Origin of the sequence: Nitrospira sp. KM1, from assembly GCF_011405515.1 — a bacterium.
Classification (GTDB): Bacteria; Nitrospirota; Nitrospiria; order Nitrospirales; family Nitrospiraceae; genus Nitrospira_C.
The window spans coordinates 3,238,247-3,262,976 of sequence record NZ_AP022671.1; the positions used below are offsets into that span (position 1 = coordinate 3,238,247).

General features: G+C 55.2%; 26 protein-coding genes. 19 read left to right on the plus strand and 7 right to left on the minus strand.

Annotated features, from left to right (window positions below):
* The first annotated feature begins 27 nt into the window (after window positions 1-27).
* Genes W02_RS15235 through W02_RS15265 form a run of 7 tightly spaced genes read left to right on the plus strand, consistent with a single transcriptional unit; the run spans window position 28 to window position 7,769 of the window.
* Entirely contained in the window at window positions 28-2,211 is a 2,184-nt protein-coding gene (locus W02_RS15235) for a molybdopterin-dependent oxidoreductase (protein ID WP_173049184.1), read from the plus strand.
* Between the two features lie 21 nt (window positions 2,212-2,232).
* Window positions 2,233-2,940, plus strand: coding sequence for a 4Fe-4S dicluster domain-containing protein (locus W02_RS15240; protein ID WP_173049186.1), 708 nt, complete (start codon window positions 2,233-2,235; stop codon window positions 2,938-2,940).
* On the plus strand, window positions 2,937-4,253 hold the full coding sequence (gene nrfD, locus W02_RS15245) for an NrfD/PsrC family molybdoenzyme membrane anchor subunit (protein ID WP_173049188.1): 1,317 nt from the start codon (window positions 2,937-2,939) through the stop codon (window positions 4,251-4,253). Before W02_RS15240 ends, nrfD begins: the two co-directional genes overlap by 4 nt.
* Window positions 4,246-4,764: a quinol:electron acceptor oxidoreductase subunit ActD gene (locus W02_RS15250; protein WP_173049190.1), complete on the plus strand. Its 519-nt coding sequence runs from the start codon at window positions 4,246-4,248 to the stop codon at window positions 4,762-4,764. Before nrfD ends, W02_RS15250 begins: the two co-directional genes overlap by 8 nt.
* A complete protein-coding gene (locus tag W02_RS15255) occupies window positions 4,761-5,237 on the plus strand; it encodes a cytochrome c (protein ID WP_173049192.1) in 477 nt (158 codons plus the stop codon). Before W02_RS15250 ends, W02_RS15255 begins: the two co-directional genes overlap by 4 nt.
* Before the next feature lie 4 nt (window positions 5,238-5,241).
* The gene (locus W02_RS15260; protein WP_173049194.1) at window positions 5,242-6,447 is read left to right on the plus strand and encodes a hypothetical protein; all 1,206 of its coding nucleotides are present in this window, start codon (window positions 5,242-5,244) and stop codon (window positions 6,445-6,447) included.
* On the plus strand, window positions 6,444-7,769 hold the full coding sequence (locus W02_RS15265) for a cytochrome ubiquinol oxidase subunit I (RefSeq protein ID WP_173049196.1): 1,326 nt from the start codon (window positions 6,444-6,446) through the stop codon (window positions 7,767-7,769). The genes W02_RS15260 and W02_RS15265 overlap by 4 nt, the downstream gene beginning before the upstream one ends.
* Before the next feature lie 190 nt (window positions 7,770-7,959).
* Here the strand turns inward: W02_RS15265 and W02_RS15270 are convergent, their stop codons facing one another.
* Complete coding sequence (locus tag W02_RS15270) at window positions 7,960-9,708, minus strand: thiamine pyrophosphate-dependent enzyme (RefSeq protein ID WP_173049198.1); 1,749 nt, start codon at window positions 9,706-9,708, stop codon at window positions 7,960-7,962.
* Between the two features lie 406 nt (window positions 9,709-10,114).
* Here W02_RS15270 and W02_RS15275 point away from each other — a divergent pair, with 406 nt between their 5' ends.
* Together W02_RS15275 and W02_RS15280 are read left to right on the plus strand one after the other, a co-directional pair.
* Window positions 10,115-10,657, plus strand: coding sequence for a hemerythrin domain-containing protein (locus tag W02_RS15275; protein ID WP_173049200.1), 543 nt, complete (start codon window positions 10,115-10,117; stop codon window positions 10,655-10,657).
* A 110-nt stretch (window positions 10,658-10,767) separates the two neighbouring features.
* Window positions 10,768-11,793 (plus strand): SDR family oxidoreductase, encoded by a 1,026-nt coding sequence (locus tag W02_RS15280; RefSeq protein ID WP_197742031.1) that lies wholly within the window; start codon window positions 10,768-10,770, stop codon window positions 11,791-11,793.
* 102 nt (window positions 11,794-11,895) lie between these two features.
* Here the strand turns inward: W02_RS15280 and W02_RS15285 are convergent, their stop codons facing one another.
* Window positions 11,896-12,603: a response regulator gene (locus tag W02_RS15285; RefSeq protein ID WP_197742032.1), complete on the minus strand. Its 708-nt coding sequence runs from the start codon at window positions 12,601-12,603 to the stop codon at window positions 11,896-11,898.
* Window positions 12,604-13,481: 878 nt separating this feature from the next.
* Here W02_RS15285 and W02_RS15290 point away from each other — a divergent pair.
* From W02_RS15290 to W02_RS15300, 3 genes are all read left to right on the plus strand, one after another.
* Window positions 13,482-13,634, plus strand: coding sequence for a DUF3309 family protein (locus W02_RS15290; RefSeq protein ID WP_173049202.1), 153 nt, complete (start codon window positions 13,482-13,484; stop codon window positions 13,632-13,634).
* Between the two features lie 17 nt (window positions 13,635-13,651).
* Complete coding sequence (locus W02_RS15295; protein ID WP_173049204.1) at window positions 13,652-14,512, plus strand: SDR family oxidoreductase; 861 nt, start codon at window positions 13,652-13,654, stop codon at window positions 14,510-14,512.
* Window positions 14,513-14,759: 247 nt separating this feature from the next.
* On the plus strand, window positions 14,760-15,545 hold the full coding sequence (locus W02_RS15300) for an SDR family oxidoreductase (protein WP_173049206.1): 786 nt from the start codon (window positions 14,760-14,762) through the stop codon (window positions 15,543-15,545).
* 519 nt (window positions 15,546-16,064) lie between these two features.
* On the opposite strand, the gene W02_RS21805 is transcribed toward W02_RS15300, so the two are convergent.
* Entirely contained in the window at window positions 16,065-16,190 is a 126-nt protein-coding gene (locus W02_RS21805; RefSeq protein WP_255458518.1) for a hypothetical protein, read from the minus strand.
* Between the two features lie 348 nt (window positions 16,191-16,538).
* Between W02_RS21805 and W02_RS15305 the strand changes: the two genes are divergently transcribed.
* From W02_RS15305 to panD, 3 genes are read left to right on the plus strand one after another with little or no spacing between them, the layout of a single operon-like run.
* Window positions 16,539-17,120 carry a hypothetical protein gene (locus W02_RS15305; RefSeq protein WP_173049209.1) on the plus strand — a complete coding sequence of 194 codons (582 nt, stop codon included), beginning with the start codon at window positions 16,539-16,541 and terminating at the stop codon, window positions 17,118-17,120.
* A gap of 36 nt (window positions 17,121-17,156) precedes the next feature.
* Window positions 17,157-17,609, plus strand: a complete 453-nt coding sequence (locus W02_RS15310) for an SRPBCC family protein (protein WP_173049211.1) — start codon at window positions 17,157-17,159, stop codon at window positions 17,607-17,609.
* 3 nt (window positions 17,610-17,612) lie between these two features.
* The gene (panD, locus tag W02_RS15315) at window positions 17,613-17,978 is read left to right on the plus strand and encodes an aspartate 1-decarboxylase (protein WP_173049213.1); all 366 of its coding nucleotides are present in this window, start codon (window positions 17,613-17,615) and stop codon (window positions 17,976-17,978) included.
* A 507-nt stretch (window positions 17,979-18,485) separates the two neighbouring features.
* Here the strand turns inward: panD and W02_RS15320 are convergent.
* A complete protein-coding gene (locus W02_RS15320; protein WP_173049215.1) occupies window positions 18,486-19,196 on the minus strand; it encodes a Crp/Fnr family transcriptional regulator in 711 nt (236 codons plus the stop codon).
* Between the two features lie 79 nt (window positions 19,197-19,275).
* Between W02_RS15320 and W02_RS15325 the strand changes: the two genes are divergently transcribed.
* The gene (locus W02_RS15325) at window positions 19,276-19,947 is read left to right on the plus strand and encodes a chemotaxis protein CheB (protein ID WP_173049217.1); all 672 of its coding nucleotides are present in this window, start codon (window positions 19,276-19,278) and stop codon (window positions 19,945-19,947) included.
* Between the two features lie 151 nt (window positions 19,948-20,098).
* Here W02_RS15325 and W02_RS22200 read toward each other — a convergent pair whose 3' ends face one another.
* The 3 genes from W02_RS22200 to W02_RS15340 form a co-directional block, all read right to left on the minus strand.
* Window positions 20,099-20,512, minus strand: coding sequence for a response regulator (locus W02_RS22200; RefSeq protein WP_173051507.1), 414 nt, complete (start codon window positions 20,510-20,512; stop codon window positions 20,099-20,101).
* 230 nt (window positions 20,513-20,742) lie between these two features.
* Entirely contained in the window at window positions 20,743-20,907 is a 165-nt protein-coding gene (locus W02_RS15335) for a hypothetical protein (protein ID WP_173049219.1), read from the minus strand.
* A gap of 134 nt (window positions 20,908-21,041) precedes the next feature.
* Window positions 21,042-23,048 (minus strand): catalase, encoded by a 2,007-nt coding sequence (locus W02_RS15340; RefSeq protein WP_197742033.1) that lies wholly within the window; start codon window positions 23,046-23,048, stop codon window positions 21,042-21,044.
* Window positions 23,049-23,550: 502 nt separating this feature from the next.
* Between W02_RS15340 and W02_RS15345 the strand changes: the two genes are divergently transcribed.
* The 3 genes from W02_RS15345 to W02_RS15355 are packed head-to-tail and all read left to right on the plus strand — an operon-like array spanning window position 23,551 to window position 24,673.
* The gene (locus W02_RS15345) at window positions 23,551-23,721 is read left to right on the plus strand and encodes a hypothetical protein (RefSeq protein WP_173049223.1); all 171 of its coding nucleotides are present in this window, start codon (window positions 23,551-23,553) and stop codon (window positions 23,719-23,721) included.
* Window positions 23,718-24,209, plus strand: a complete 492-nt coding sequence (locus W02_RS15350; RefSeq protein WP_173049225.1) for a hypothetical protein — start codon at window positions 23,718-23,720, stop codon at window positions 24,207-24,209. Before W02_RS15345 ends, W02_RS15350 begins: the two co-directional genes overlap by 4 nt.
* A gap of 17 nt (window positions 24,210-24,226) precedes the next feature.
* A complete protein-coding gene (locus tag W02_RS15355; protein ID WP_173049227.1) occupies window positions 24,227-24,673 on the plus strand; it encodes a DUF421 domain-containing protein in 447 nt (148 codons plus the stop codon).
* The last annotated feature ends 57 nt before the right edge of the window (window positions 24,674-24,730 follow it).

The following is a 24,730-nucleotide window of genomic DNA, read 5'->3' on the forward strand; positions in this document are numbered from 1 at the left end:
CACGCAAATGCACCGTGGAGCTACCGAATGGAATTCCGTCGGCGTGATGTTCTTCGTCTCATGGGCTTTTCGATCGCCGCTGCGGCGCTGCCGGGCTGCAAGCAGGAGTCGCATAATCTCATCCCGTATCTGCTTCCCGACGATGAAATCATTCCCGGTGTCGCCAATTGGTATGCCACGATCTGCCAAGAATGCGAGGCTGGTTGCGGGACCATAGTGAGGGTACTGGAGGGCCGAGCGAAGAAAATCGAGGGGAATCCGGCGCATCCCCTCAACAAAGGGAAATTGTGCGCGAAGGGCCAATCGTCGTTGCAGGCCCTCTACAACCCTGATCGACTGAAGAGTCCCCTTCGCCGGATGGGCCCACGGGGCGAAGGACGCTTCGAACCGTTGACATGGTCCGAGGCCATCGAGGCCTGCCGCGACATCGTGCGTGAATCTCCTGCTTCGTTGCTCGTGGGTCGCGCGGCGCCGGGCAGTGAATCAACCCTCCTCGACCATTTCATGAAGACTGTCAAGGGAACCGCCCTCTTCTATACACCGGAAGACACAATCTCATTAAGGAAAGGGCTGCGGACGGCGTTTGAGTTTGATGGTCTTCCCGCCTATGACCTCGCACATTGCGATTATCTCCTCTCGATCGGCGCTCCATTTCTCGAATACTGGCTTTCACCTGTGTCCCTCAGCGCCGGATTCGGCGCGATGCGGCAGGAACGTCAGTCTATACGCGGCCGGTTCGTTCAGGTCGAGCCTCGTTTGTCCGCGACCGGCGCGAGTGCGGACCGATGGATTCCGATCAGGCCCGGCACCGAAGTATGGCTGGTGCGTGCCCTCACCAAATTGCTCTGGCAAGCCGGACGGGTTGGTCGCAACTTCAGGAATGAGGCGAAATGGTTGAACGAACTTCGCGACCTCACGATCGATGAGATTGCCGACACCATTGATGTGTCGGTGACGTCCATACGGGACTTGGCGAGCGAACTCCTGGAGGCCCGAGCGCCCTTGATTCTCGCCGGAGGCACATCCAGCGATCACACCAACGGCACGGATCTTATTATCGAAACGCTCGCGCTCAACGCCATGCTAGGGTCCGTCAATCGTCCCGGCGGCATGCAGCTCGGCCGCCCCATCGAATTTTCCGCCGGACCGTCCGCCGTCGGCGAACAGGCATTGATGCAGGCGCTCGGCCGTCTAGCTGACCGTGAAGGCGCCCTTTTTCTCCATCAGACCGACCTTCTCCATGTTCTTCCGACTTCGTTGGATGCGCTTCCATTGCTTCGCCGCTGCCGGCAGATTGTCAGTTTCGCCTCGTTCCCTGACGACACGACGATGATGGCCGATCTCGTACTTCCGGTTCATACGGCACTGGAGTCGTGGGGAGATCGAACCTATGCCGGCCTGACGGGAGTGCCGGCGGTCGGTCTTCAACAACCCGTCGTCCAGCCGCTGTTCGAGAGTCGTCAAATCGGTGATCTGATCATCGAGCTTGCTCGGCTGTTGGGAGAGAGCGTTCAGGCTGAATTGCCTTGGCAGTCCTTTCACGCCTATCTGCAGGAACGATGGAAGGGACGCGCGGACACAACCCATGAGACGGACCAGTGGATTCATCACCTGCAACAAGGCGGGCGGTGGGCCGGAACCGACTCGCCCGTCACCGTGACCCTGTCGGCCCCGCCGTCACGCGAGCCGGCGGCGTTTGCCGGAGATCCGTTGGAGTTTCCGTTTTATCTTCTACCGTACCCTTCGTCGGGACTTCACCGAGGAGAAGGAGCGAATCGGCCGTGGTTACAGGAGCTGCCTGATCCGCTGACCGCGGCGGTCTGGGGCAGCTGGATCGAACTCAACCCCGTGACGGCGCGAACGCTGGCCTTAAGCGACGGTGACGTCGCCAGAGTGCTCAGTCCTTACGGGGCTGTCGAAGCTCCTGTCGTGATCTCGCCCGGCGCTCGTCCGGACACCATCGCCATGCCGCTGGGACAGGGACATGCAGCCTACGGACGCTACGCGTCGAACCGCGGAGTTAACCCGACCTCGCTGCTCGCTCCGCTTTTCGATCGGCGCTCAGGACATCTTGCAAGCGGAGCGACGCGCGTGCGGATTGAACGAACAGGGCGGCAGGCCCGGTTGGTCCGAATGGAAAATCCTGGCGAGGGCGACGGCACGTCCTTGATACATATCGAACGATTACGGCGGAGGCCCGGTTACGCCTAGCCAATTACAGGAGGGATAGACATGTCTGCCACGGAGGGGCCTCCAACCTATAAATGGGAAATGGTAATCGACCTGGACCGTTGCACGGGGTGCCAGGCTTGCGTCGTCGCTTGCCATGCAGAAAACAACGTGCGCAATTCCAGCGAGCAGGAATGTGCGGACGGGCGCGCCATCAGTTGGATCCGGATCGAACGATACGTGGAGGGAACATATCCGAATACACGCGTACGCTTCGTGCCGGTGCTGTGCCAACACTGCGGCAACGCGCCTTGTGAGCCGGTCTGTCCGGTGTACGCGTCGTATCATACGCCGGACGGGCTCAACGCGCAGGTATACAACCGCTGTATCGGGGTGCGCTATTGCGGAAACAATTGTCCTTACACGGCTCGTCAGTTCAACTGGTTTGATCCGCAATGGGACGCTCCGCTGGAGGAACAGCTCAATCCTGATGTCACGGTCCGCATGAACGGCATCATGGAGAAATGCACGTTCTGCGTTCAGCGGATCAGGCGCGCCAAGGAACAGGCTACGCGGCAGGGCCGGCCGGTTCAGGACGGCGAAGTCATTCCGGCTTGTGTCCAGTCCTGCCCGACCTCCGCCCTGGTGTTCGGCAACCGGCATGATCCGGAGAGTCGGGTCTCGAAACTCGCCGCCAGTGAACGACGGTTCCATCTCTTGGAATCGTTGGGGGTGGAGCCCTCGGTGACGTATTTGAAGCGCTTACCATGACGCAGGATGCTGGTGCAGGAGAGTTCGAGAGGATCAACTGCGAATTGCTCGCGCCGATGGAATCCTTTGGCGCGGGATATCTGGCGTTGGTCATCGTATTGGCCTGTATCGCGGCCTTGGGGGCCGGGGCATGGGCCTTTCAGGTTGAAACAGGCATCGGCCAGACCAACCTCCATCCGCCTATTTTCTGGGCTTCCTATATCGCCTCCTTTGTCTTTTGGATCGGCGTGAGCCATTCCGGCACGTTCATTTCCGGCGTGTTGCGTTTGACCAAAGCGGAGTGGCGCCGCCCCGTAACGCGCATGTCGGAATTGATGACGATTATTTCAGTCGGCATCGCCGCGCTGTTCGTCTTTTATCACCTGGGCCGCGTCTGGCGTTGGTATTACTTGCTACCGTATCCCAACCAACGGGGCATCTGGCCAAATTTCCGTTCTCCCCTTCTCTGGGATGCGACGGCGATTTTCACCTATGCGACGGCGAGCACCATTTATCTCTATCTGCCGTTGATCCCGGACTTTGCTCTCGCCCGTGATCGGTTCCGCGGCCGGCGCAAATGGATCTATGGGCTGTTATCGCTCGGCTGGAGGGGCAGCCAGTCACAATGGGAAATGCTCCAGACCGCCATCCGGATCATCACCCCGCTGATCGTCATGGTCATGATATCGGTTCATTCCATTGTGGGGTGGGATTTCGGCATGTCCATCGTTCCCGGATGGCATACGTCGATCATCGCGCCGTACTTCGTGGTCGGCGCCGTTCATTCGGGACTCGGCATGGTCGTCATCGCGATGTTCGTCGTGCGCAAGGCGTATGGCCTGCAGACCTATATCCGTCTGGAACATTTCGACAAGCTGGGGAAGCTCATCGTCGTCACCACGCTGACGTTGGCCTATTTGTATTTTGCCGAGCTGCTGACAACATGGTACGGCAAATTCCCGGACGAAGAATCGGTCATGTACTCGATGCTGACCGGCCGCTTCTCTCCTGTGTGGTGGGCCATGATCATGATGATTTATGTCGTGCCGTTAGTGACGCTGACCATTCCACGGTTCCGGCAGTGGCCGGTGGGAATCATGATCGTCGGCGTTTTCATTAACATCGGGATGTATACCGAGCGCATGCTGATCCTCGTTCCTCCGCTTGCCCACCCCCGGTTGTCGTACAACTGGAGCGCCTACTCGCCCTCGATCATCGAAGTGATTCTCATGGCTGCCTCTCTGGCATTCGCGGTGTTGTTATATGTGCTGGCCGCAAAGTTCGTTCCTATGATTTCGATCTGGGAGGAAAAGGAAGGGCGATCCCGTGCCTGACGTGAATCCCTACAGTCTTTTTGCGCTGTACCGTCCGGCAACGCCCTTGACGGGCCTCCTGACGCGATTGCGCGAGCAAGGCCTTGCCGAAGATGCGATCGAACTGCTGACGGGAACGCCGTTGCGCGAGGCGAGCTCCGCGCGATGGAAGGGCATCCCCGTGTATCTCATTACCCTATTGTCGGGATTGGTCGGCATCGGTATGGGTATATTGTTTGCTGCCGGAACGGCCGTCTTGTATCCAATCTTTACCGGAGGCAAGCCGATTGTCGCCCGCCCGGTCGTCGCGATTATTTCGTACGAAACGATGATGCTGACGGCGATCGTCATGACCTTCGCAGTGCTGCTTGTAGGTCTCCCTGCGGGCCGACGGGGTGACGGTCAGTACGATCACCGTGTCGGCGACGGATATATCGGCGTCGTCGTTCGGGTCGAGCCGCAGAAGGTGGACGAGGAGAAAGTGTATCGCACCCTTGAACTGGACGATCCGGTCGAACTGCGGAGAGCATGATGACGCGGGTTCCTCTATGGATGGGTGTGATGATCAGTGTCGGCGGTTTAGTTGCATCCTGCTCTCGGGACATGGCGGAGCAGCCGTCCTATCATCCACAGGAACAGCCTCGAAAGCACTCGCCCACCCTCAGTATTCCGCAATCCAGCCGGGTGATCCGCTCATCGCGGTCCGATGGGCCGTCTGAACACCCCGCTATCGCCGCCCGGTTGTTCGCCATCAATTGCGTTCATTGTCATGGCTCGGAGGGACATGGAGACGGTCCTGTAGCTGGATACTTGCTCGAGCGCCCCGAGAATTTGCACTCACGCGAGGTTCGAACAAAGTCCCAAGATGCGCTCTATGCCGTCATTACCGACGGGCATAAAGGGATGCCGGCGTTTCGCGGATACCTTTCTGCGGACGAACGCAGCCTCCTCGCCGCTTATGTCAACTCATTCGATTCTCAAAACACAGCCCCCGACGGACCGTGAGCGCATGGAAATCCAAACCGTTCAGATTCCCTTACTCGGTAATAGCGCGGCGGTGGGAATCGCCAGCCTCTTGCATATCGCAATTGCCAGTTTGGCCGTGGCATTCATGCTCCTGGCGCCGGTTGCGGAAGCCATCGGCCGTTTTTGTCCTCACTTCGAAGAGCTGGCTCGGAGCATGACCCGCTTCACGCTCGTCACCTATACCGCCGGTCTGGTGCTGGCGGTGCTTATGGTTGAATTGTTCATCGGTTTCTATCCGATCACCAATGCATGGCTCTTTAATCGATTCCGCATGCCAATCGGCATCGCACTGGCGGCATTTCTGCTGCAACTGCTGTTGCTCTACCCCTATTACCATTTTTGGGATCGCATTCGAACCTGGAGCATCAGAGTACATGTGGGGATGGGAATGGCGGCATTCGCACTCATGTTGGTGTGGGTGGGGGTGCTCGATGCGATTGGTTCGTTCATGCTTACTCCGCGAATGGATGAAGGCGGCACCCGTTTGATGAACCCGTCGTGCGTGACGCTCATCATCCACCGCCTCTTCGGTGATCTTGTGGTGGCCGGGTATGCCATGGCCGGCTACGGAGCGTGGCGCCTTTCGTGCGCAAGCGACACGGACCGCTTCTATTATGCATTCATGGCGCGCACAGGCATGTGCGTTGGGCTGTTCGCACTGCTTGTTCAACCGGTCACCGGATTTGCCTACGGATATGTCATTGAGCATGCCGCTCCCGATGCCTATCGCGAGATGCTCTCGGGACGGTATCAACCGCTGTTATATGGACAAACAGCCTGCGTGGCGCTCCTGTTCGCAGGTTCGGCACTCTGGATTCGCCTCACTCACGGCCTGCCGGCGGCGGGAATTCTCCATTGGGCGTTCTTGGCGGTCGCGGTTTTGACGGTCGGCTTCGCCGATGCGCCGGGATGGCGCAGGGCATGGACCGCGTTGCTCGTCCTCGGAACGCTGTGGCAGCTTCTGAAGGAAGGAACACCCCTTTCGGCAGGGATGGATACGATCGGAGAGAAGGAAGCTCGTTGGACTGCAGCGGCCCTCGCTTTGCTTGCGCTGGGTACGTACCTCACGATGGGGATCATGCGAGAAAGTTTGCGGCACCCCTACACGGTGCATCACGTAATCGTTCTGACCGACGGAACTGAGACCGTGGCCGGTGCGGGTGAACATGCTACAGGAGGCGGACAGTGATCGAGCAGGAACCTCTTTTCATTCCGATGCTCGCAGGACGGGTGGCCATTGCGACCGCCGCCCTGACACATAGTTTGTTTGCCACGTTTATTGTCGGCACCTCGCTGATCGCCGCAGCGGTCGCGACCGTCTGGTTCCTGTCCCGTGCTCCGGAGCATCAGCGACTCGCGCGCGCTCTCGCTTTCACGCTCGTACTGGCCACGGGTACGGTATCATTTTTCGGCGTCATCTTCGTATTCAGTCTGAACATTTTCTGGCCACGGTTCTGGCACAGGATTTTTCACATCATGATGTGGCCGTTTCTGGCGGAAGTGATGTTGTTTCTGGGCGAGGCCATCCTGGCCTATGCCTGGTATTACCTGTGGGATTGGTCCTCTCGACATGCAGTGTATCGGCGATGGCATCTGGGTTTCATTTGGGGCGCGGCGCTTTGCGCCGTCTCGGCCATGTTCATGATCGATATTACGGCGTCCTACATGCTCACCCCGTTTCCCGCTGAGTCGGGATGGCAGAACGTCCTCAATCCGACCATGATCCATCTCGACCTCCATCGCTGGTTCGGTAATTTGACGTGGGCGGGATTCGCCTTGGCCGGCATCAATGCTGTCGGACTGGTCAGGGCCAAAGATTCCTCCGAGCGGGCATATTTTCAGTGGGCGGCAGATCGCTTTTTCGTCATTGGATTCGGGGCGCTGCTGGTGATGCCGATCATTGGATATCAATATCTCCTGCATCTCCGATACGGCCAGCCTCAGGCCTTTCAAGTGCTCATGCTGGGAGAACGATCCTGGCTCTTCGACCTTGTTGCACTGCTGTACGGGCTGCTCGTCTTTCTCGGATCTCTTCACGTCGTACACATGGTGCGACAGCAGAGACGGGAATCGCCACTCTCCGCCGCCCTAGTCCTGGTCTCCACGATTATCATTGGTCTTGCCGCTGTGATATTGGCAATGCCCTATCACATTCAACACATCCCATTTGCTTCCCTGTTGACTGATCGGGAAATCAATCCGATCGGTAAGATGCAGCCCAATAAATACTTTGCGCTGTCTTTTTTATTTGCGTTCGGTCTGGTCAACAGTATCTGTTCCATCCGAGCTCTGCGGCAATCCCACGGTCTGCAAGATTACCCTCAACCGCCCTGCATTCGAACGACTTCCATCCTCCTGGCGATCAGCGTCTGTTCCATTGTGATCATGCTGACGATGGGATGGACGAGAGAAACAGCCCGTGCGTACAACGGATACCTTATTTACAACCAGTTCAGCCTTGGAGACGAACGAAATACATATGCCGGACCGCCTCGGGCGTTGAAGAATTGAGGCAACTTTTCGTGACGGGAATCGAGACGATCCACTCGCCGCATGATGGGTGGTCACATACACGGTGAAGAACAGGTCGGCGGCGTCGATTGCAGCAGCCAATGCGTAAAGCGATATCCCGCAAAGGCGGAGCGGGCCGGCGTGCATATCCTGCAATTTCCCGGCTGATCGTTATATTTCCATTTCGACTTCACACGACTTCTCGAATGGCATTTTTTAGGACAGTTTTAATGATCTCCCACCGATCTTCCTGGCCGCGCGCGAGCGCCTTCCCGAACTGCATGGCTTGGTGAAGCGAGATATGCCCGGGCAAGGGAGGCTCCAGCGCATCGACGCTCGCTTCGACCAACACGGGTCCTGAATCGCTGAAGGCTTTTCGCAGCACGTCGCCCACCGCTTCCGGGTGATCGACAGAATACCCCGCGGCGCCGCAGGCTCTGGCATAGAGGACAAAATCTATCGGCTGCAATTCGACGCCAAATTGGGGATTGCCTTCCATCGCAAGCTGTTCCCATTTGATCATGCCCAGTAAATTGTTCTTGAATAGAATGATCTTGACCGGCAACCGATATTTAACGAGTGTGGCGAGCTCGCCCATGAGCATGGTGAACCCCCCATCACCGACAATGCAGACAATCTGACGGTTTGGACAGGCCATGGCTGCCCCGACCGCATAGGGCAGGCCGCAACCCATCGAGGCTAACGTCCCCGAGGCCGTAAACTGCATCTGCTCTCTGATACGCAGGTGGCGGGCCGCCCACGTGGTAATGGTCCCGGTATCACAGCAGATAATCGCATCGGGATCAAGAAACTCATTGAGCCGATGTGCAACAACCTGCGGTTTGAGCGGGATGTCCATTCGAGTCCCGCGTTCCTCCATCAACGTCGTCCACTGCTGCATGCTCTGCTGCGTCTTTGCAAGGAAGGTCCGATCGCGTTTTCTCTCGAGCAGGGGAAGCAAGGCGCGGAGAGTTGGCCGGCAGTGGCCGACCAACCCGATATCCACTGGATAGCGAAGTCCGATACGGGCGGCATCCACATCAATCTGGATCCCTCTTGCATCCGCCGGCTTCGGATAAAATTCAAGGTACGGGAAACTGCTCCCGGCAATAATGAGCGTGTCGCAGGTTTGCAGAACCTCTTGCGAAGGGGCCGTTCCGAGCAACCCGATGCCCCCGGTCGTATAGGGGCTATCATCTGGCAGCACGGCTTTCCCGAGTAGGGCTTTGATCACTGGCGCGCCGATGGTTTCGGCGAGTTGCAGTATTTCTTCCCGCGCAGTCAAGCAGCCGCGACCCACCAGCACCGCCACTCTCGCTCCCGCATTAATAAGGTCCGCGGCCCTTCTCAAGTCTTCTGTGGAAGGGAGCGGCATAGCCTCGCTGTATCCTTGGCCACTGTGTTGGGCCGTATTGCCGCTGGAGCGCACTTCATGCGTCCACTCCTGCACATCCTTTGGAATCGTGATATGGGCAACCGTTCGGCGTGCGAGAGCAGTCTTGACGGCTTCGTCGACCACGTTGAGCGCATGGGCAGGCCCGTTGATCCGTTCATTGTAGGCCGCCACGTCGACAAAGGCTTTGTTGAGATCGACATCCTGTTGGTAATGGGTGCCAATGAGGTCATGAAATGTGTGGCCGGTAAGCGCCAATACGGGTTGCCCATCGGATTTCGCGTCATAGAGGCCATTGATGAGATGCAATCCACCGGGACCGGAGGTGGCAAGACAGACGCCAAGTCGTCCTGTAAATTTGGCATACGCACAGGCGGCAAATGCGGCCGCCTCCTCATGACGGACTTGAACCACGTGAATTCGATCTTGGCGAGTTCGTAAGGCCTCGAACAACCCATTGATGCCGTCGCCGGGAAGAGCAAAGATGGTCGTCACGCCCCACTCAATCAGCCGTTCCACCACGCAATCCGCCACCGTGTATGCCACAGGTACATCCTTTCAAGTTCACTGCAAGAAACCGATCATTCGCCGATAGTCAACTGATTGATGACGCGATGAATAAAATATTGACCCATCGCGTCACCCTGTCTAAGTATTTCACCGACGCAAGTGTTAGGAAACAGGTTATATGGCCCTGTGACTAAAACAGCGTGAGATCGGGATGCGCTCTGACGCGGTTGAGAGGGCGAATGGAGAAGTGAGAGACTGATCGGACGCCCCAGCACACGGACACCCTGTCCGGCGAGACAACTTCTCCGCCTGTAGCTCAAGCCAAATCCTCTCTCTCCACTAGAAATCATCCTATTTGTGGGACCTGCTCGTTATGGCTTTGGGTTTGCAACACATCTGCCGTGCCTAGAAGCTGTCACCTCAAACCAATTGGAGGATCATTATGGGATTGGTGACCAGGACTCCCGACGTACTCAAGATGTTGAAAGACGATCATGACAAGGTCAAAACGATCTTTGAGGACTTTGAGCAGGCCGATGACAGGATGAAAGCGTTCTTAGTCTCGCAAGGGATTAGGGAGCTCGAAGTCCATGCGGCGATTGAAGAGGAATTGGTCTATCCCGTTTTACGATCGGACTTGGAGGAAAAGCACATTCTGGACGAAGCGTTAGAGGAACATCATGTGGCGCATTTGCTCATCGAGGAGTTGCGAGCCATGTCGCCGGCGGATGAGCGGTATTTCGCTAAGTTTAAGGTCTTGGCCGAGAGCATTCGGCATCACATCAAGGAAGAAGAAGGTACCATGTTCCCCGAGGTTGAGGAGAAAGAATTGAACTGGGAGGAACTGCTTGTCGCCGTCGAACGGCGAAAAAACGAGTTGCTCGAAGGAGCCAAGCCGGAACTGCAACCGGGAGTCAGCACCATTACAAAAGGGAAGCACGCCAAGGCCGAGGTGGACATATCGAGCCAGACCATTCACGTGTAAATCCTCCTCAAAGCTGGCGCAGGCGGCGATGGACGGTACGTAACCTCTTAACCTGCATGGGAGGCAGTGAGTCATACTGAAACCCCTACCTCCGGCGAGGAGGCTGACGGGTGAGACGCAATTTTCAATCATTCACTCCAGGCGACAGAAAGGTCGTTATGCTTACCAAGGTGTGTCTCTCAATTCTTTGCCTTGCCGGGTCACTTCACGTCGTGGGATGCGGACATCATTACGATGTGAAAGACAAAGTCATCATCATCACCGGAGCCTCAAGTGGCTTTGGGAAAGGCGTGGCGCAACAATTGGCCGGAGAAGGCGCTCATGTCGTGCTGGCCGCCAGACGAACTGCTCTCATCGAAGGATTAGCGCAGCAAGTTGGCAACGATGCGCTGGCGGTCACCACCGATGTGGGAAATGTGGAGGACATGCAGCGGCTCGCGCAAGCGACACTCTCAAAGTTTGGTCGCATCGACGTGTGGATCAATAATGCCGGAGTGGGAGCATTTGGTCGATTCGAGGATATTCCCGTCCAGGACCATGCCCGGCTCGTCCAGACGAATTTACTCGGGGTGCTGTACGGCAGTCATTTGGCAATGAAGCAATTCCGACAGCAGGGCTTCGGCAGGTTGATCAATATTGCCTCGATTTCGGGAAAGATCGGTACGCCGTACTATGCGTCCTATAGCGCCACCAAATTCGGCATCAATGGATTGGGAGAAGCACTCAACCAGGAATTGAGATTGAGCAAGAGCGACACGATCCACGTTTCCACAGTCAATCCTCCTGCTGCCGACACGCCGTTTTGGGAACACGCAGCCAATTATACGGGCCACACACCACGGGCAACTCCCATGTACGATCCCTCGGATGTCGTCAATGCGATCGTGGATACCGTGCGCAATCCACAGCAGGAAGTGAATGTAGGTTTCGGAGCCAAATCGTCTGCGTTCTTTCACCGTATGGCTCCAGACACCGCCGCCGGCTTGTTTGGACGATCGATTCATACGGTTCAAATGGAGAACGCTCCGCTTAGGAGCAAGACGCCCGATAGTTTGTATGAACCTGGTATGAGCGGCACCGAAGTGTCGGGTGGCGTGAGAGAACGCATTGCGGAGGAAGACCGTGTCCGCCGATGACCTGGAAAAAGTTAGAGGATCTATGAAGTAACAGAGTGGCAGTCGAAGGTATGGCCGCAGGATTGTACTGGGAACGAAACTCGAGCCGATCGCGCTAGCGTGCTAGTCCGGTTCTCGCCAGCTTTCCGTCCAGACCGTGAAGCTTGCACAATTTTTTTGCAGTTCATAATACAACGTCTGAGGCTCATGTAAGGTGATGGTACAGAAGCCCCGTGGTCCTGAGAGCATCAGAGGATCTGGATCGATCGGGGTGCGGTAGAGTTTCACATCGCAATTGACCGGTCGAATGACATAGCGAAATGTTATTTCAACGGCCGTCATTGAGGTTCGAAGCCGAAGTTTGGAGAACGAAGACGGCAGTCTCGGCCTAGGCTTCAGTACGACCGCCGGTTCGCCCGCATCCTTCAAACCGGACCACTCGTTCTTGCCTGTTTCTTTCTGAGTCGGCGGAATTTGTGCGATGCCTCGCAAGATTGTCATGGTCAAGAGGTCGCCTGTTGTATGCCATTTCCATAAGCAGGCATAGGCCCCGTGCTTCCTCGCGAGATCCCAGATGTCGCGATTCGGGACACGCGTCAACACGATAATCGGGAGAGACGGTTCGCTTGAGACGGGTACACACTCAAGCAGGATCTGAAAGCCGGACATATCCGGGAGTTCAAGTTCGAGCACGACACAGTCGATGCTTTCCGTTTGCAATGTTTGGCGGGCGTGTTCGCCCGCAGCGGCCTGCAGAATGCGGTAATCCGGCAAAGACAATCCGAGGCGCTCGACAAAGTAGGACCGATCCTCATGGTGCCCATCGATCACAAGGATAGTTATCCCATGGCAATCCCTCCTCACTTCTAAAGGGGCTGGCTCATTTGGACTGTTCGAAGAGTCAGTGCCTTTATGCAAAGCAACAGCTCTGATCTGCTTTCGACACTAGCCTTTCTACAGATTCGCATCTTGCACGGACTGTTCTTGTCCGTAATGTGAGACAGCGCATGGGGTTAGGGTTCAATGCGGGTGCCGCCTGTTTATGAAATGGAAAGACATTCTGTCCTCGAAGAGGACAAGTTACCGCGCGGCGCGCATTTCCTCCACGTAGATTTGCCTGTATTGAGCACAATGTGAACATGGCTCTGCCTGTGCACTCGTATCCTTACCAATAAACCCCCTTATTGAGCAGCCTTGGCTTAGCTGGGATCTAGTAGAGCTAAATTTCGTAAAGAGACATTGGTCTGGTTTATGATGATCAAGATACTCGTCGTGGATAATTTCCCTCTATGCTCGAAGCGCTTAGTGAAATCATTGGGTAGCTACCCCAACTTCCAAGTGATCGGCCAAGGCAGAAATGGCCACGAAGCGACGGTACTGGATGGGTTCGTCTGCCATGGCTTAAAGAACGACCATCTACCCCTCCTTTTAATTCTTACAACGTAGGGACATCCAAAGCTGCTCGGTGCGTGAGGTCGATGTTTCATGATGTCTCTATATATAGAGAACGCCTCATAACTAACTCCCACCGTTGACGACAAATCGTCCTATTTCGACAGATTGTCCTAGGGTCCCATTGTGGGTGCGTCGGAAATCGAGCACTTCTCGTCCTTTGTGATTCGGTACTCCCTTTGCAGAAGTTGCAGCGCCGTCCACTGAGCGGTCAGCGACGGTATTGACAGGCCCAGCCGCACGAAAGGATTCTTCCTATGAACAACATTCTCATCATCATTCTGATCTTGTTGTTGATCGGAGCATTGCCAGCATGGCCGTATAGCTCGGGGTGGGGCTACTACCCCTCTGGCGGCCTTGGACTGATCCTGCTCATCCTTGTAATTCTTGCGATATCAGGTCGTATCTAAACCAAAGAGGAAAAGCCATGGCGTCTGAACATCAAACCAAGCCCGCGCAGCAACAGAGTGGCCAGCCCGGTGTGGAAGCAAAAATGCGGCCTCGGCCAAAAGTGGTGTCGCGTTCCTATCTCGGGAGCGGGAAGCTCACTGACAAAGTAGCCCTGATTACCGGCGGGGACAGCGGGATTGGGCGGGCGGTCGCGGTACACTTCGCAAAAGAGGGAGCGGACATTGTCATTGTGTACCTCAATGAACATGACGACGCCCGAGAAACGCAACGGCTTGTCGAAAAAGAGGGGCGCAAGTGTCTGACGATTTCCGGCGATGTCGGTGAAGAGAGCCTGTGCCGACAGGTGGTTGACCGCACCGTGCAGGAGCTGGGGCGACTGGATATTCTCGTCAATAATGCAGCCGAACAGCATTCCCAGGAATCGATCGAACACATCACGGCTGAGCAACTGGAGCGGACCTTCCGAACAAATATCTTTTCATTCTTCTACATGACGAAAGCCGCGATGTCACATTTGAACGAAGGCAGTGCCATCATTAACAGCACTTCAGTGACGGCCTATAAAGGGAGTGATCATCTTTTGGATTATGCATCTACCAAGGGTGCCATCGTGGCTTTTACGCGCTCACTGTCGCAAGCCGTAGCGGAAAGAGGCATTCGGGTCAATGCCGTAGCCCCTGGTCCAATTTGGACTCCCCTGATACCCGCGACGTTTCCGGCGGATAAGGTGAAGACGTTTGGATCCAATGTGCCTCTCGGAAGGCCTGGAGAACCGGAAGAGGTCGCCCCAAGCTATGTTTTTCTCGCCTCAGATGATTCGTCGTATATGACCGGGCAGGTCCTCCATCCCAATGGGGGAACCATCATCAACTCGTGACGCTGTCTCGGCGGAGAGGTAGGGGTATAGTGGGTGCTGTCATTCGCTTTCTGTAATCGTTGTGCCCGTGCCATATCACATCTCTTCGGGACCTTCCGTAAAAGGGTATAAACAAGACTTCCTTGCAATCGATGAAGATCACAAGAGGGAAGGATCTCAAAACAGACCAGACTCCATCTCCCCGTACAATAAAAGCGCCTTCCTTGGTTGGTGGCATGGCCTTATGGGCTGGGGTAGAGTAGAAGCCATGGACCATTGGCGTGGCAAATGGGCACTCATCACGGGAGCCAGTGCGGGAATCGGCCAAGCACTGGCTGAGCAACTTGCCGAGGCCGGCGCCCATCTGATCTTGACTGCGCGGCGTTCTGAACGCCTGGAGGTATTAGCGGAGAAGCTCACACGCCAGTATGGGGTGCGCATCAAAATCTTCCCAGCCGACCTGACACGACCAGCCGCGCCCGATGATGTGTTCGCATTTACAGAGAAACAGCGTCTTGAGGTGGACCTGTTGGTTCTCAATGCCGGCTTTGGCACCTATGGACCATTTTCAACGTCCGACCGCACACGGCAGTTGGCAATGGTGCAGGTCAACGTCGCGGCAGTTGTCGCCTTGACGCATCTGTATTTACCGGGAATGATCGATCGCCGACACGGAGAGGTCTTGATCGTCTCTTCGACCGCCGCCTTCCAGGGGTTACCCTATTTCGCCACGTATGCTGCGACGAAGGCGTTCGATCTGCTGTTCGCCGAGGCGCTGGCCGAAGAAGTACGTGGCTATGGCCTCCGTGTATGTGCCCTCTGTCCCGGGAGGACCGTCACTGAATTTCAGAAAGTGGCAGGAGGGCCCCGACGACACAAGCAACAGGCCAAGTCTGCGGCCGAAGTGGCTCGGGTGGGATTGCAGGCACTCGCACATGGGAGGAGCTATACGATCTCGGGCGTCGTCAATTACTTGCACACCCACGCCCAGCGATTCGTTCCGCGTCGACTCGTGACCGGCATGGCTGCGAAAAATCTTCGTCCGCCTGCCTAAGCCGCTTCTCACGGTAATATCCCATTTTCGAAATTGCCACGTGTGCCCCGGACCCATATGATCGTTCGTACTACAGCTTTCCTTCTGTCCCTCTGTCCCTCTGGCATGCCTCCTCCCGCGATGGCTCAAGACCAATCCGACTCGTCGGATCAACCGGTATGGTGGTATGGATTATCGTCGACCGCTCTGATGCTGAGTGGAAGTACTTTGTCTGTGAAGATGACCTCCCGAGTGCATGCTATCGTGGTATGGATACTGGTGAGAATATTCCCCATGTCTGTTACTCCATATCGGACTGAAGGCATACTTGGAAGGCTGTGGTTTACCTGTACCTCCATCAAGTTACTTCGCTTCTTCAACTGCTTGGTTGGGGATTGGTTGCGGAGGCAGGGCATCTACCGCCCGTGACCATCAAAACATGATCGGGTTCGTGACAGTTCTGAGCTGCGATACACGCAGCAGTTGAGCGCGGCTGCACACAACGGCATTATCATTGATCTTCAGGATTATGCAGCGCTGCTACAAGCGGTGATGCCGCTTCTCCGAATCGGCCTCAACGGCCATGGTCCAAGAGATTAGCGCGATAATCCCACCCAGAATAAGCACTCCAAGCAATCCTATTTCAATCATGCCTAATTCAATCATGCGGCACCTCCCTGCTTCCCTGCCGTTCTAATTTCACTTCCGTGCTTCCCATGTAAAGTATGCAATCTCACTTCCGCGTTCGATCGTCGTCTAAGAGTCGAAAATCCCAACCTTTTCAGGGTTGGCATCGCGCGATGATCCCGACAAGTTGTCAGATTAAGACAAGATGTCGAGTGATTAGGAATATTCTCACACAAGGAATACGCAGTTATCAGGAGAATCATCATAACGGATTAGGGCATTCCTCTTGCTCCCTTCACTCAGTAGACCGACCCAAATCGATAGGTGTTCACAGGATGCGTTCAAACTCTTAATGATCTGAACGGTCTTCAGGTCCGGAGGTACAGCATGAGATCCATGTTACACATCGCCGCCATCGGTGCCGTCGTTGCCATTTATGGAATGGTGCCGGCAGTCGGGACCGCTGCGTCCAACGATTCCGGGAACAAGAGAGAGCTCGGGACACCTGCTTCTGGATCCGCTAATGATACGGAATCAACTGAAAAGAAGCGTGATCCGAACAGAACGCAGACACCCGAGCAGAACCGGCAAATTACCGTGGGAGGAGCGCAGGCTACCCTCGAAGGAGAACTGGTCAGTGTCAACGGAGAACAATACGAGATTCAAGCCGCGCCGTCAGGGGATCGGGTCAAAGTAATGGTGAATAAAGACACCAATCTCGACTGTGCCAAAGCTCCATCCAGTGGTGACAAAGGCAAAGATCAAATGTCGAGCGATCGGGATGCAGACAAACACCAGGGTATCAGCGAGCGGCAAGCTCAGCAGGGCCAGCGGCCGGATGAAACCGCGAAGGGTTCAGGATTCAAGATCGGCTCATGTGATTTCCATCAAGGCGATCGCGTGAAAGCAGAGGTGGACGACATGGGTCGTGTGACCACGCTCAAGTATCTCTCGAAGGCCTCTCACTGAGGCGCTGATGGCCAAACTCAACAGAGGAGAAAACCAATGTCATTGATCGAGAAGGGTGTGGAAATCAGTGTGCCCGTCACAGTCGCCTACAACCAATGGACGCAGTTCGAGGAATTCCCCCGCTTCATGAATGGAGTGGAGCAGGTCACTCAGCTCGATACCACGCATCTGAAGTGGAAGGCCAATATCGGAGGAAAAACAGAAGAATGGACGGCGGAAATTACCGAGCAAGTACCAGATGAACGCATTGCGTGGAAGAGTCTTGACGGAACCCAGAACGCGGGCGTCGTGACCTTCCATCGGCTCTCGGACACCCGTTCAAAGGTGATGCTCCAGCTGCAGTATGAACCGCACGGCATGGTGGAAAATGTCGGAGAGGCAATAGGGGTGGTGTCCAATCGAGTCGAGAGCGACCTTGAGCGGTTTAAAACCTACATCGAGGCGCGGGGCAAAGAAACTGGTGGATGGCGCGGCACGGTAAAGCACTAAGGCATGTTTCGGCAAATGTTGCGATCCAAAATTGACCGCGCCACGGTGACCGGCGCATATCTGGAGTACGAAGGTAGCTTGACGATCGATGAGGACCTCATGGAAGCCGCCGCGATTCTTCCCTATGAGGCCATCATGTGCTTTGACTTAAACAACGGTGAACGATTTCTGACCTATGCGATTCCGGGCCGGCGAGGTGGAGGGAATGTCATCGTCAACGGTCCCACCGCCAGGAAGGCTGCAGTGGGCGATCGACTGAGCATCTTTTGCTATGAATATTACGATGAAGAAGAGATCACACGGCACGTCCCCAGAATCGTCCGCGTCGATGCCAAGAACCGAATCGTTAAAGCCGCAGCAACCCAGTGAACCAACCCCTCTCAAAGGAGACATCATGTCACACGCAGTAAAGAGCATTCTCGCTATGAGTGCCCTCCTCGTCGCCGTTCCACTCAGCATGTCGGAAGTAAGTGCTGAGCAAGGCATGGCGCAGTCCGATAAGTCGCGGCAGCCAGGTCAGCCGCAGTCAGGCAATCCGAATTCACCATCAGGCGTGGAGCGAGGATCCGGTCAAAAGTCAGACGGAAGTCCAAAGAGTGGGTCGTCAGGGATGGGATCTATGGGCGGTGGAAACCCAGGCAGTGGAAGTACGGGGACCGCAGCCCCCATGCCAGCCCCCACGGCTCCTGGATCAAGAGGAGGAATGTCGGGCGGGTCAGGTGGTGGATCAGGTGGCGCAGGCGGTGGCGGACGATAAGCCTCCCCTCGCCCGGAGGTCCATCGTCCAACCAACCTCCCTGCTCAAGCAAGGGCAGCATATTTCCCTCTGTTGCCCTTGCTCTCTATTGAATTCTCACGATTTCATGTTTCCCCATCCTAAGCTGGCGGCGCTAATCGATGATATTCGTCTCGAATGAGTGCGTAGTGTTCGCAGGAAGCGGATTCCAATGCTTCGCGATCCAGAATGCGTATGATGCCGCGTCGATAGGTGATCAGGCCGGCATGCTGGAGGCCACTGGCCGCGAGCGACACAGTGGCACGTCGAACGCCTAACATCTGTGCAAGAAATTCCTGTGTCAGGGTAAACTCGTCCGAAACGACTCGGTCATGTGTCATCAAGAGCCAGCGCGCACATCGCTCCTCGATCGAATGGACAGCACTGCAGGCGGCGTGTTGCGCGATCTGATTGAACAGGGCTTGAGCATACCGATAAAGCAGGCGACAAAAGCTAGAGCTCGCATCGGTGGTGATGGATCGGAAATCGGTTGCGTTCATCACCAAACATTCACCGGCCACTTGGGTGAACGCCCGTAACGGGACGGTCTCCGTTTGGAAAAACACAGGAAGGCCCAACACCCCTTCATTGCCCACGGTCGCCACTTCGGCGGTCTTGCCATCTTTCGTGTCACTGACGATGGAATAAACCCCGCTCAACGGGAAATAAATCTTTTTGATCGGCCGGTTTTTTTCATAGATTTTGGATCGCACCTTCATCGTGACGCGTCTCAACTTCTGTAAAATCGGTTTCCGCTCCGGCTCTCTCAAGGCCATCAAGAGACGATTGGCTTCTTGGGTGGAAGTCTTCACTGCCGTTCCCCTTTCCATTTGGACATATGTTACGGTAACATTCATCTGTACGTTACCGTACTCAAAAGTGAGGGGAGAGATGTCTCGAGCCGATCAGTTTGCCGCCTTTGATGTCGTGCTGATCGCCGCGTCCGTTGGCGGCATAGAGGCCGTTCGAGAAGTCATCAGCGGATTATCGCCCCGTTTTCCTGCCGCCATCGTCATTGTGACCCACATGACGAACCCCGCAAGTTACTTTGTGAACATTCTCAGTCGCGTGACCAGTCTTCCAGTGAAGTGGGCCGAGGAATACGACCCTATCCGTCCAGGGCACATCCTCGTCGCTCAGCCTGGCAAGCATTTGATAATCAGAAAGAATCGGACGTGCCATGTCTCGAGTCTGCAAAAGCTGAATTACGTCCGTCCCTCGGCCGACATTTTGTTTGAAAGCGCGGCCTATGCGTATGGGAAGCAGACCTTGGGGGTGGTATTAACGGGGTCGGGACGGGACGGAGCCGTCGGCAGCCGGTTTATCAAAAATGCCGATGGACGGGTCTTAGTGCAAGATCGACAAACGTCGTACAGTTTCGACATGCCCCACGCCGCGATTGAAACCGGGGCGGTGGATTTTATTCTGCCGTTGGGTCAAATGGCCTCGACCATCACCGCAATGGTGACCGTGAAGGGAGTCTCTGATCTGTTTCGTGTCTCGCCAAATTTTGCTTCATCGTACATCGGTATAGCCCGTGGGTTGTGCTTGTCCTCTTCCTAGCAAGCCTCTTGCCCTTCCCTTCGGATTGTTCGGATCAACGTGGTAGTTGTCGCCTCGTTCGTGCGACGAGATGAGATCGATATCCGACTTAGGTGTTCGGACGGCGAGAGGAGACTTCGAGGGTCGATCCGAGCTATGACACCTATTGTTTCTACTCAAAGGAGAATCTTGGCAGATGACGCTCCTTCTTTTTGGGAGGGATGTGTGCCAGAGCTCTTAGGATGGTCATGGCAAGCATGTCACCCGTGGCTTGCGGCTTCCAGAGACAGGCATATGCCCCGTTACTCCTCGCGAGTTCCCAGAGATAGCGATTGGGCACATGCGTGAGCACAACGACTGGCATAGAGGGGGAGTGCACACGTTTCACACTGTTTACGAGAATTACGAAAGGAGAAACATCGGTGAGATCAAGCTCAAGCACGATGCAGTCCACTGATTGATGACGCAGGATCTCACGTCCCGCTCCACCGGTGTCGGCTTCAATAATATGGTAGTCGTAAAGGTGGGTCTTGAGACGCTCGACGAAGTAGGAACGATCTTCTTTATTCCCGTCGATGAATAAAATATTTACCCCATTCCATCACCTTGTCTAAGTATTTCACCGACGCAAGTGTTAGGAAACAGTTTTTATGGCCATGTGACTAAAACAACGGGAGATCGAATGGCTCTGACGCGGCAGAGAGGGGCGAGTAGCGGAGTGAGAGATTGATCTCAGACGCTTGAGGATATTCTGCAAGGCACCTTGTCTTGCTGTGTCAGCTGTTTTCACCTCTTCTTAATGAAAAGGACATTGCCTTATCCATGAGATCTTCTTCGTCCAGCTCTTCCGGATGGCTGGTAGACGATTTCCTCTTCGATGGCGGCCGGTATGGACTCAAGCTCCCGAACCCCTTCCAGAACCAGTCTGGCTTTCTTACGCTTGTCAGTGGCCTCCTCGAATTCATCGAAGATGGCTTTCACCTTCTTATGATCTCCTTAAGCATCTTTCAAACTGTCGGTGGTTTGGTCATTACGGGCATGGTTCGATCTTGCTCGTATGAGTTATACAAAGCCCATTTCACTCGGTGTCGAACTCGTCTTGCGCCGCTCCTTTCTTATTTCGGCCGATTCCAATGGCGGTGGTGGCTCATCGCTTCGACAAACGCCTTCGACAGGTCGTTAGCGTCTTTGTCGATGACGACACCGGCCGCCGCACTGCTCACCCCCACGGCCTGTAACAGTTCCTTAGCATCTCCACTCGCAGCAATGGCCTTCCCATGATCGTACGCCTCGCGTACGAAATGACGGGATTCGTAATCGTTCATCAGTGCCGACACGCTTTCTTTCCCGGAGGGGATATAAACCGCGTCATACATGATGGAGTCCGCGGTGACAAAACTCTTATCAATCTTGAGATCTTTCAGTTGGCCCATATGCGGAGCGATGATCTCGGCGGTCGCACCTTCCTTCTTCAAGCTTGCTTCAAGGCGTGTAATGTCCGACGTCACGACGCCGTCTGATGCCAAGATCGCCACTTTGCGGCTCTTGATCGTCCCAGTCGGCGGTTCCTCCTGGCTGAGACCCTTGGCTTTGCCCGCACGAGCCGCGGGCTGCCCCTTCGGGGACTGCAAGCCGAGTTTGGCTGCGACTTTGGTCGCCAAGGCCTCATCGACTTTTGCCAGATGATCAAGCATCAATGATTTGATTTTGGCCTCGGAAACTTTCGATAACTCGAAGGTCAAGGCTTGTCCGATGTGATCCTGCTCCGGCAGGGTGAGGCTGTTGTAAAACAGCGCCGCCTGCGTGTAGTGATCACCGAATGTCTTGCTCCTCTCTTTTATCTTCGTACCCTGCACCGTGGAGGGGTAATGCACATATCCGCCCTTGGTTGCCTCGGCTTCGTCCGGAGTGCTCTTCAGAGAGTTGGGTTCATAATTGGCCTTTCCCGGTCGATTGGTAAAGCGCATCGGCCCGTCCTGCTGGAAATTATTCACCGGCGACTTGGGTTGATTAATCGGCAACTGGGTAAAGTTCGGCGTCCCAAATCGATTGAGTTGCGTGTCGAGATACGAGAACAGACGGCCTTGCAACAACGGATCGTCCGATACATCGATGCCAGGGACCAGATGGCCGGGATGAAACGCGACCTCTTCCGTCTCAGCAAAGAAGTTGTCGGGGTTGCGGTTGAGGGTCAATTTGCCCACACGCTGCACAGGCACTTTGTCTTCAGGCCAAATCTTTGTCGGGTCTAAGACATCGACGCCGATCTTGTCCGCCTCATCTTCCGGCACGAGTTGAAGAGCCAGTTCATACTCCGGATACGCCTTGTTTTCGATCGCTTCCCATAAGTCACGCCGGTGGAAGTCAGGATCTTTGCCCGCCAGTTTTTGAGCCTCATCCCAGACGAGGGAATGTACGCCCAGTTCAGGCTTCCAGTGAAATTTCACAAAGGTGGACTTGCCCTGATCGTTGACGAGGCGGAACGTATGGACGCCAAACCCCTCCATCATCCGATAGCTTCGCGGAATGGCTCGGTCGGACATAATCCACATGATCATGTGCATCGATTCGGGCGTGAGAGAAATGAAGTCCCAGAAGCTGTTATGCGCCGTAGAGCCTTGCGGTATATCGTTGTGCGGTTCGGGCTTGAAGGCGTGCACAAGATCGGGAAACTTGATCGCGTCCTGGATAAAGAACACGGGAATGTTATTGCCGACGAGATCCCAGACCCCTTCGCTCGTATAGAACTTCGTCGCGAATCCTCTGGCATCGCGAATGGTATCGGCAGTGCCGAGGTTCCCATTCACCACTGAAAAGCGCACGAACACGGGAGTTTTGGCCGACGTATCGGTCAGGACGGCTGCCTTGGTGTATTTGGACAAGGACTTGTACACTTGAAAATAGCCATGGGCTCCCGACCCCCGCGGATGTACCACACGTTCAGGCATCCGCTCATGATCGAAATGCGTCATTTTCTCCCGAAAGTGGAAATCCTCCAGTAAGGTCGGGCCTCGTGAGCCGGCTTTCAACGAATTCGCATCATCCTCGATTTTGATGCCCTGATTCGTCGTCAAAGCATCCCCTTGAGCCACCGATGGCTGTTTCGCATCGCGGGGGGCCATGGGGGACTTGTCATTGGCAGAAGCGACACCGTGGAATAGGAAAGTAAGAGCAAGCAGGACGAACAAGCCAGGGAAAACGCAGGTCGTTAATGCGCGGAGCTCTGTCTGTTGCATAGATCTCCTTGGGACTAGCGGTTAAAGGAACGGCAGCCACTCCTTTGCAAAGTGAAGACCATTCAAGAAAACTTGACTAGAAGGCGGTTTTTATTATGGAGCTGCTTGGAATATGCCGGGCAGACTGTCTCGTGGAGACAGTGTGTCAGATCATTTTGTCCGATGGACTCATGGAAATTCGGAGAAAATGGCTTACTCTCATCACTATCGCTGCTCTCTCGCCAGAGAATCTGAAATTGCACAAGGCCTTTTGTTCATGGACAATGAGCCGATGGCCGCTCCCACGCTTTCCAAGATACAACTTCGAGCCTCAGAGGCAGCTTGTGAGGTTTCATTTCATTATGTGATCGATCCCCCTCATTGCCAGGTCAGGCTCTACAGGACACCGATGGATATGGATCCTCTGGTGGTCAATGGTCCTGCAGGATGGGGCACCATCGTCTTGGATGAACCGAGGACACTCTACTTCGACTTTGTGAAAAACGAGGGTAGTTTCTCGCTCTATACAGACGGCTGGCGCGAGCCGTCAGCCACGGACCCTCTCATACTCCTCCCATGAACGAATGGCTGGATCTCAAACAGGATCTTCCATTCCAATACCGTCAATGGAAAAGCGAACGCATTGGCTGGGGTATACTTGCCCTGTTCATTGCTGCAGCCCTTGGCGGACTCTTCGGGCATCATCCGCTAGCACGCACTTCCGCTTCCAGTTCTGATGGACATCTCGTCGTCACATATGATCGTTTCGCTCGCTACGGCAGCCAGTCGGATATCTCCGTTCGCATAAAGAATTCCGCTTTCAAAGAGGGAACGGTGCGCCTCTGGATAGATGAAAGCTACCTCAATGACTTGTATGTTCAGGTGACCAGTCCCTTCGCTCTGCCAGGCGACAGCCGAGAAGGGAGTCGAGCATTCGTCTTTAAGGCGACCGGAGAGGACGCGACGATGTCCTTCGCGCTCGAGTTTCGATCACTTGGCAGATTAAGTGGAAGGGTTCGGCTCGATGACGGAACGCCTGTCACGCTGAGCCACTTTATTTGGCCATAGTCAACGAAAGGCTGTCCATGGACTCCATCATTCGTGGTGTTACCGTCTATGTGTTCTTATTAGTAATCTTTCGCATCGCCGGGCGCCGGACCTTGGGCAACATGACCAATTTTGATTTCGTCCTCGTGTTGATTATCAGCGAGGCTGCTCAAAATGCCATGACCGGCGATGATTTCTCCGTAATCAACGGCATGCTCGTGATCTCCACGCTTGTCGGACTCAATATTCTCCTGTCCTACATGAAGCTCCGCCTCCCTCGGCTGGAACGCGTGATTGAAGGCATGCCTCTGATACTGGTGAAGGACAGCCGACCGCAGAGAGAGCTGATGAAGAAAGCGCGCGTGGACGAAGAGGATATCTTGTCATCCGCACGGGAGAACTATGGCCTCGGCACGATGGAACAGATCCGCTATGCCATTCTTGAAACCAATGGCAGCATTTCGATTATTCCGAAGGCGGGATGATGGGCAAGGTCGTAGGTGGCTGTTGAAAAACTGTTTTGGACCACGGAAAACACAGAG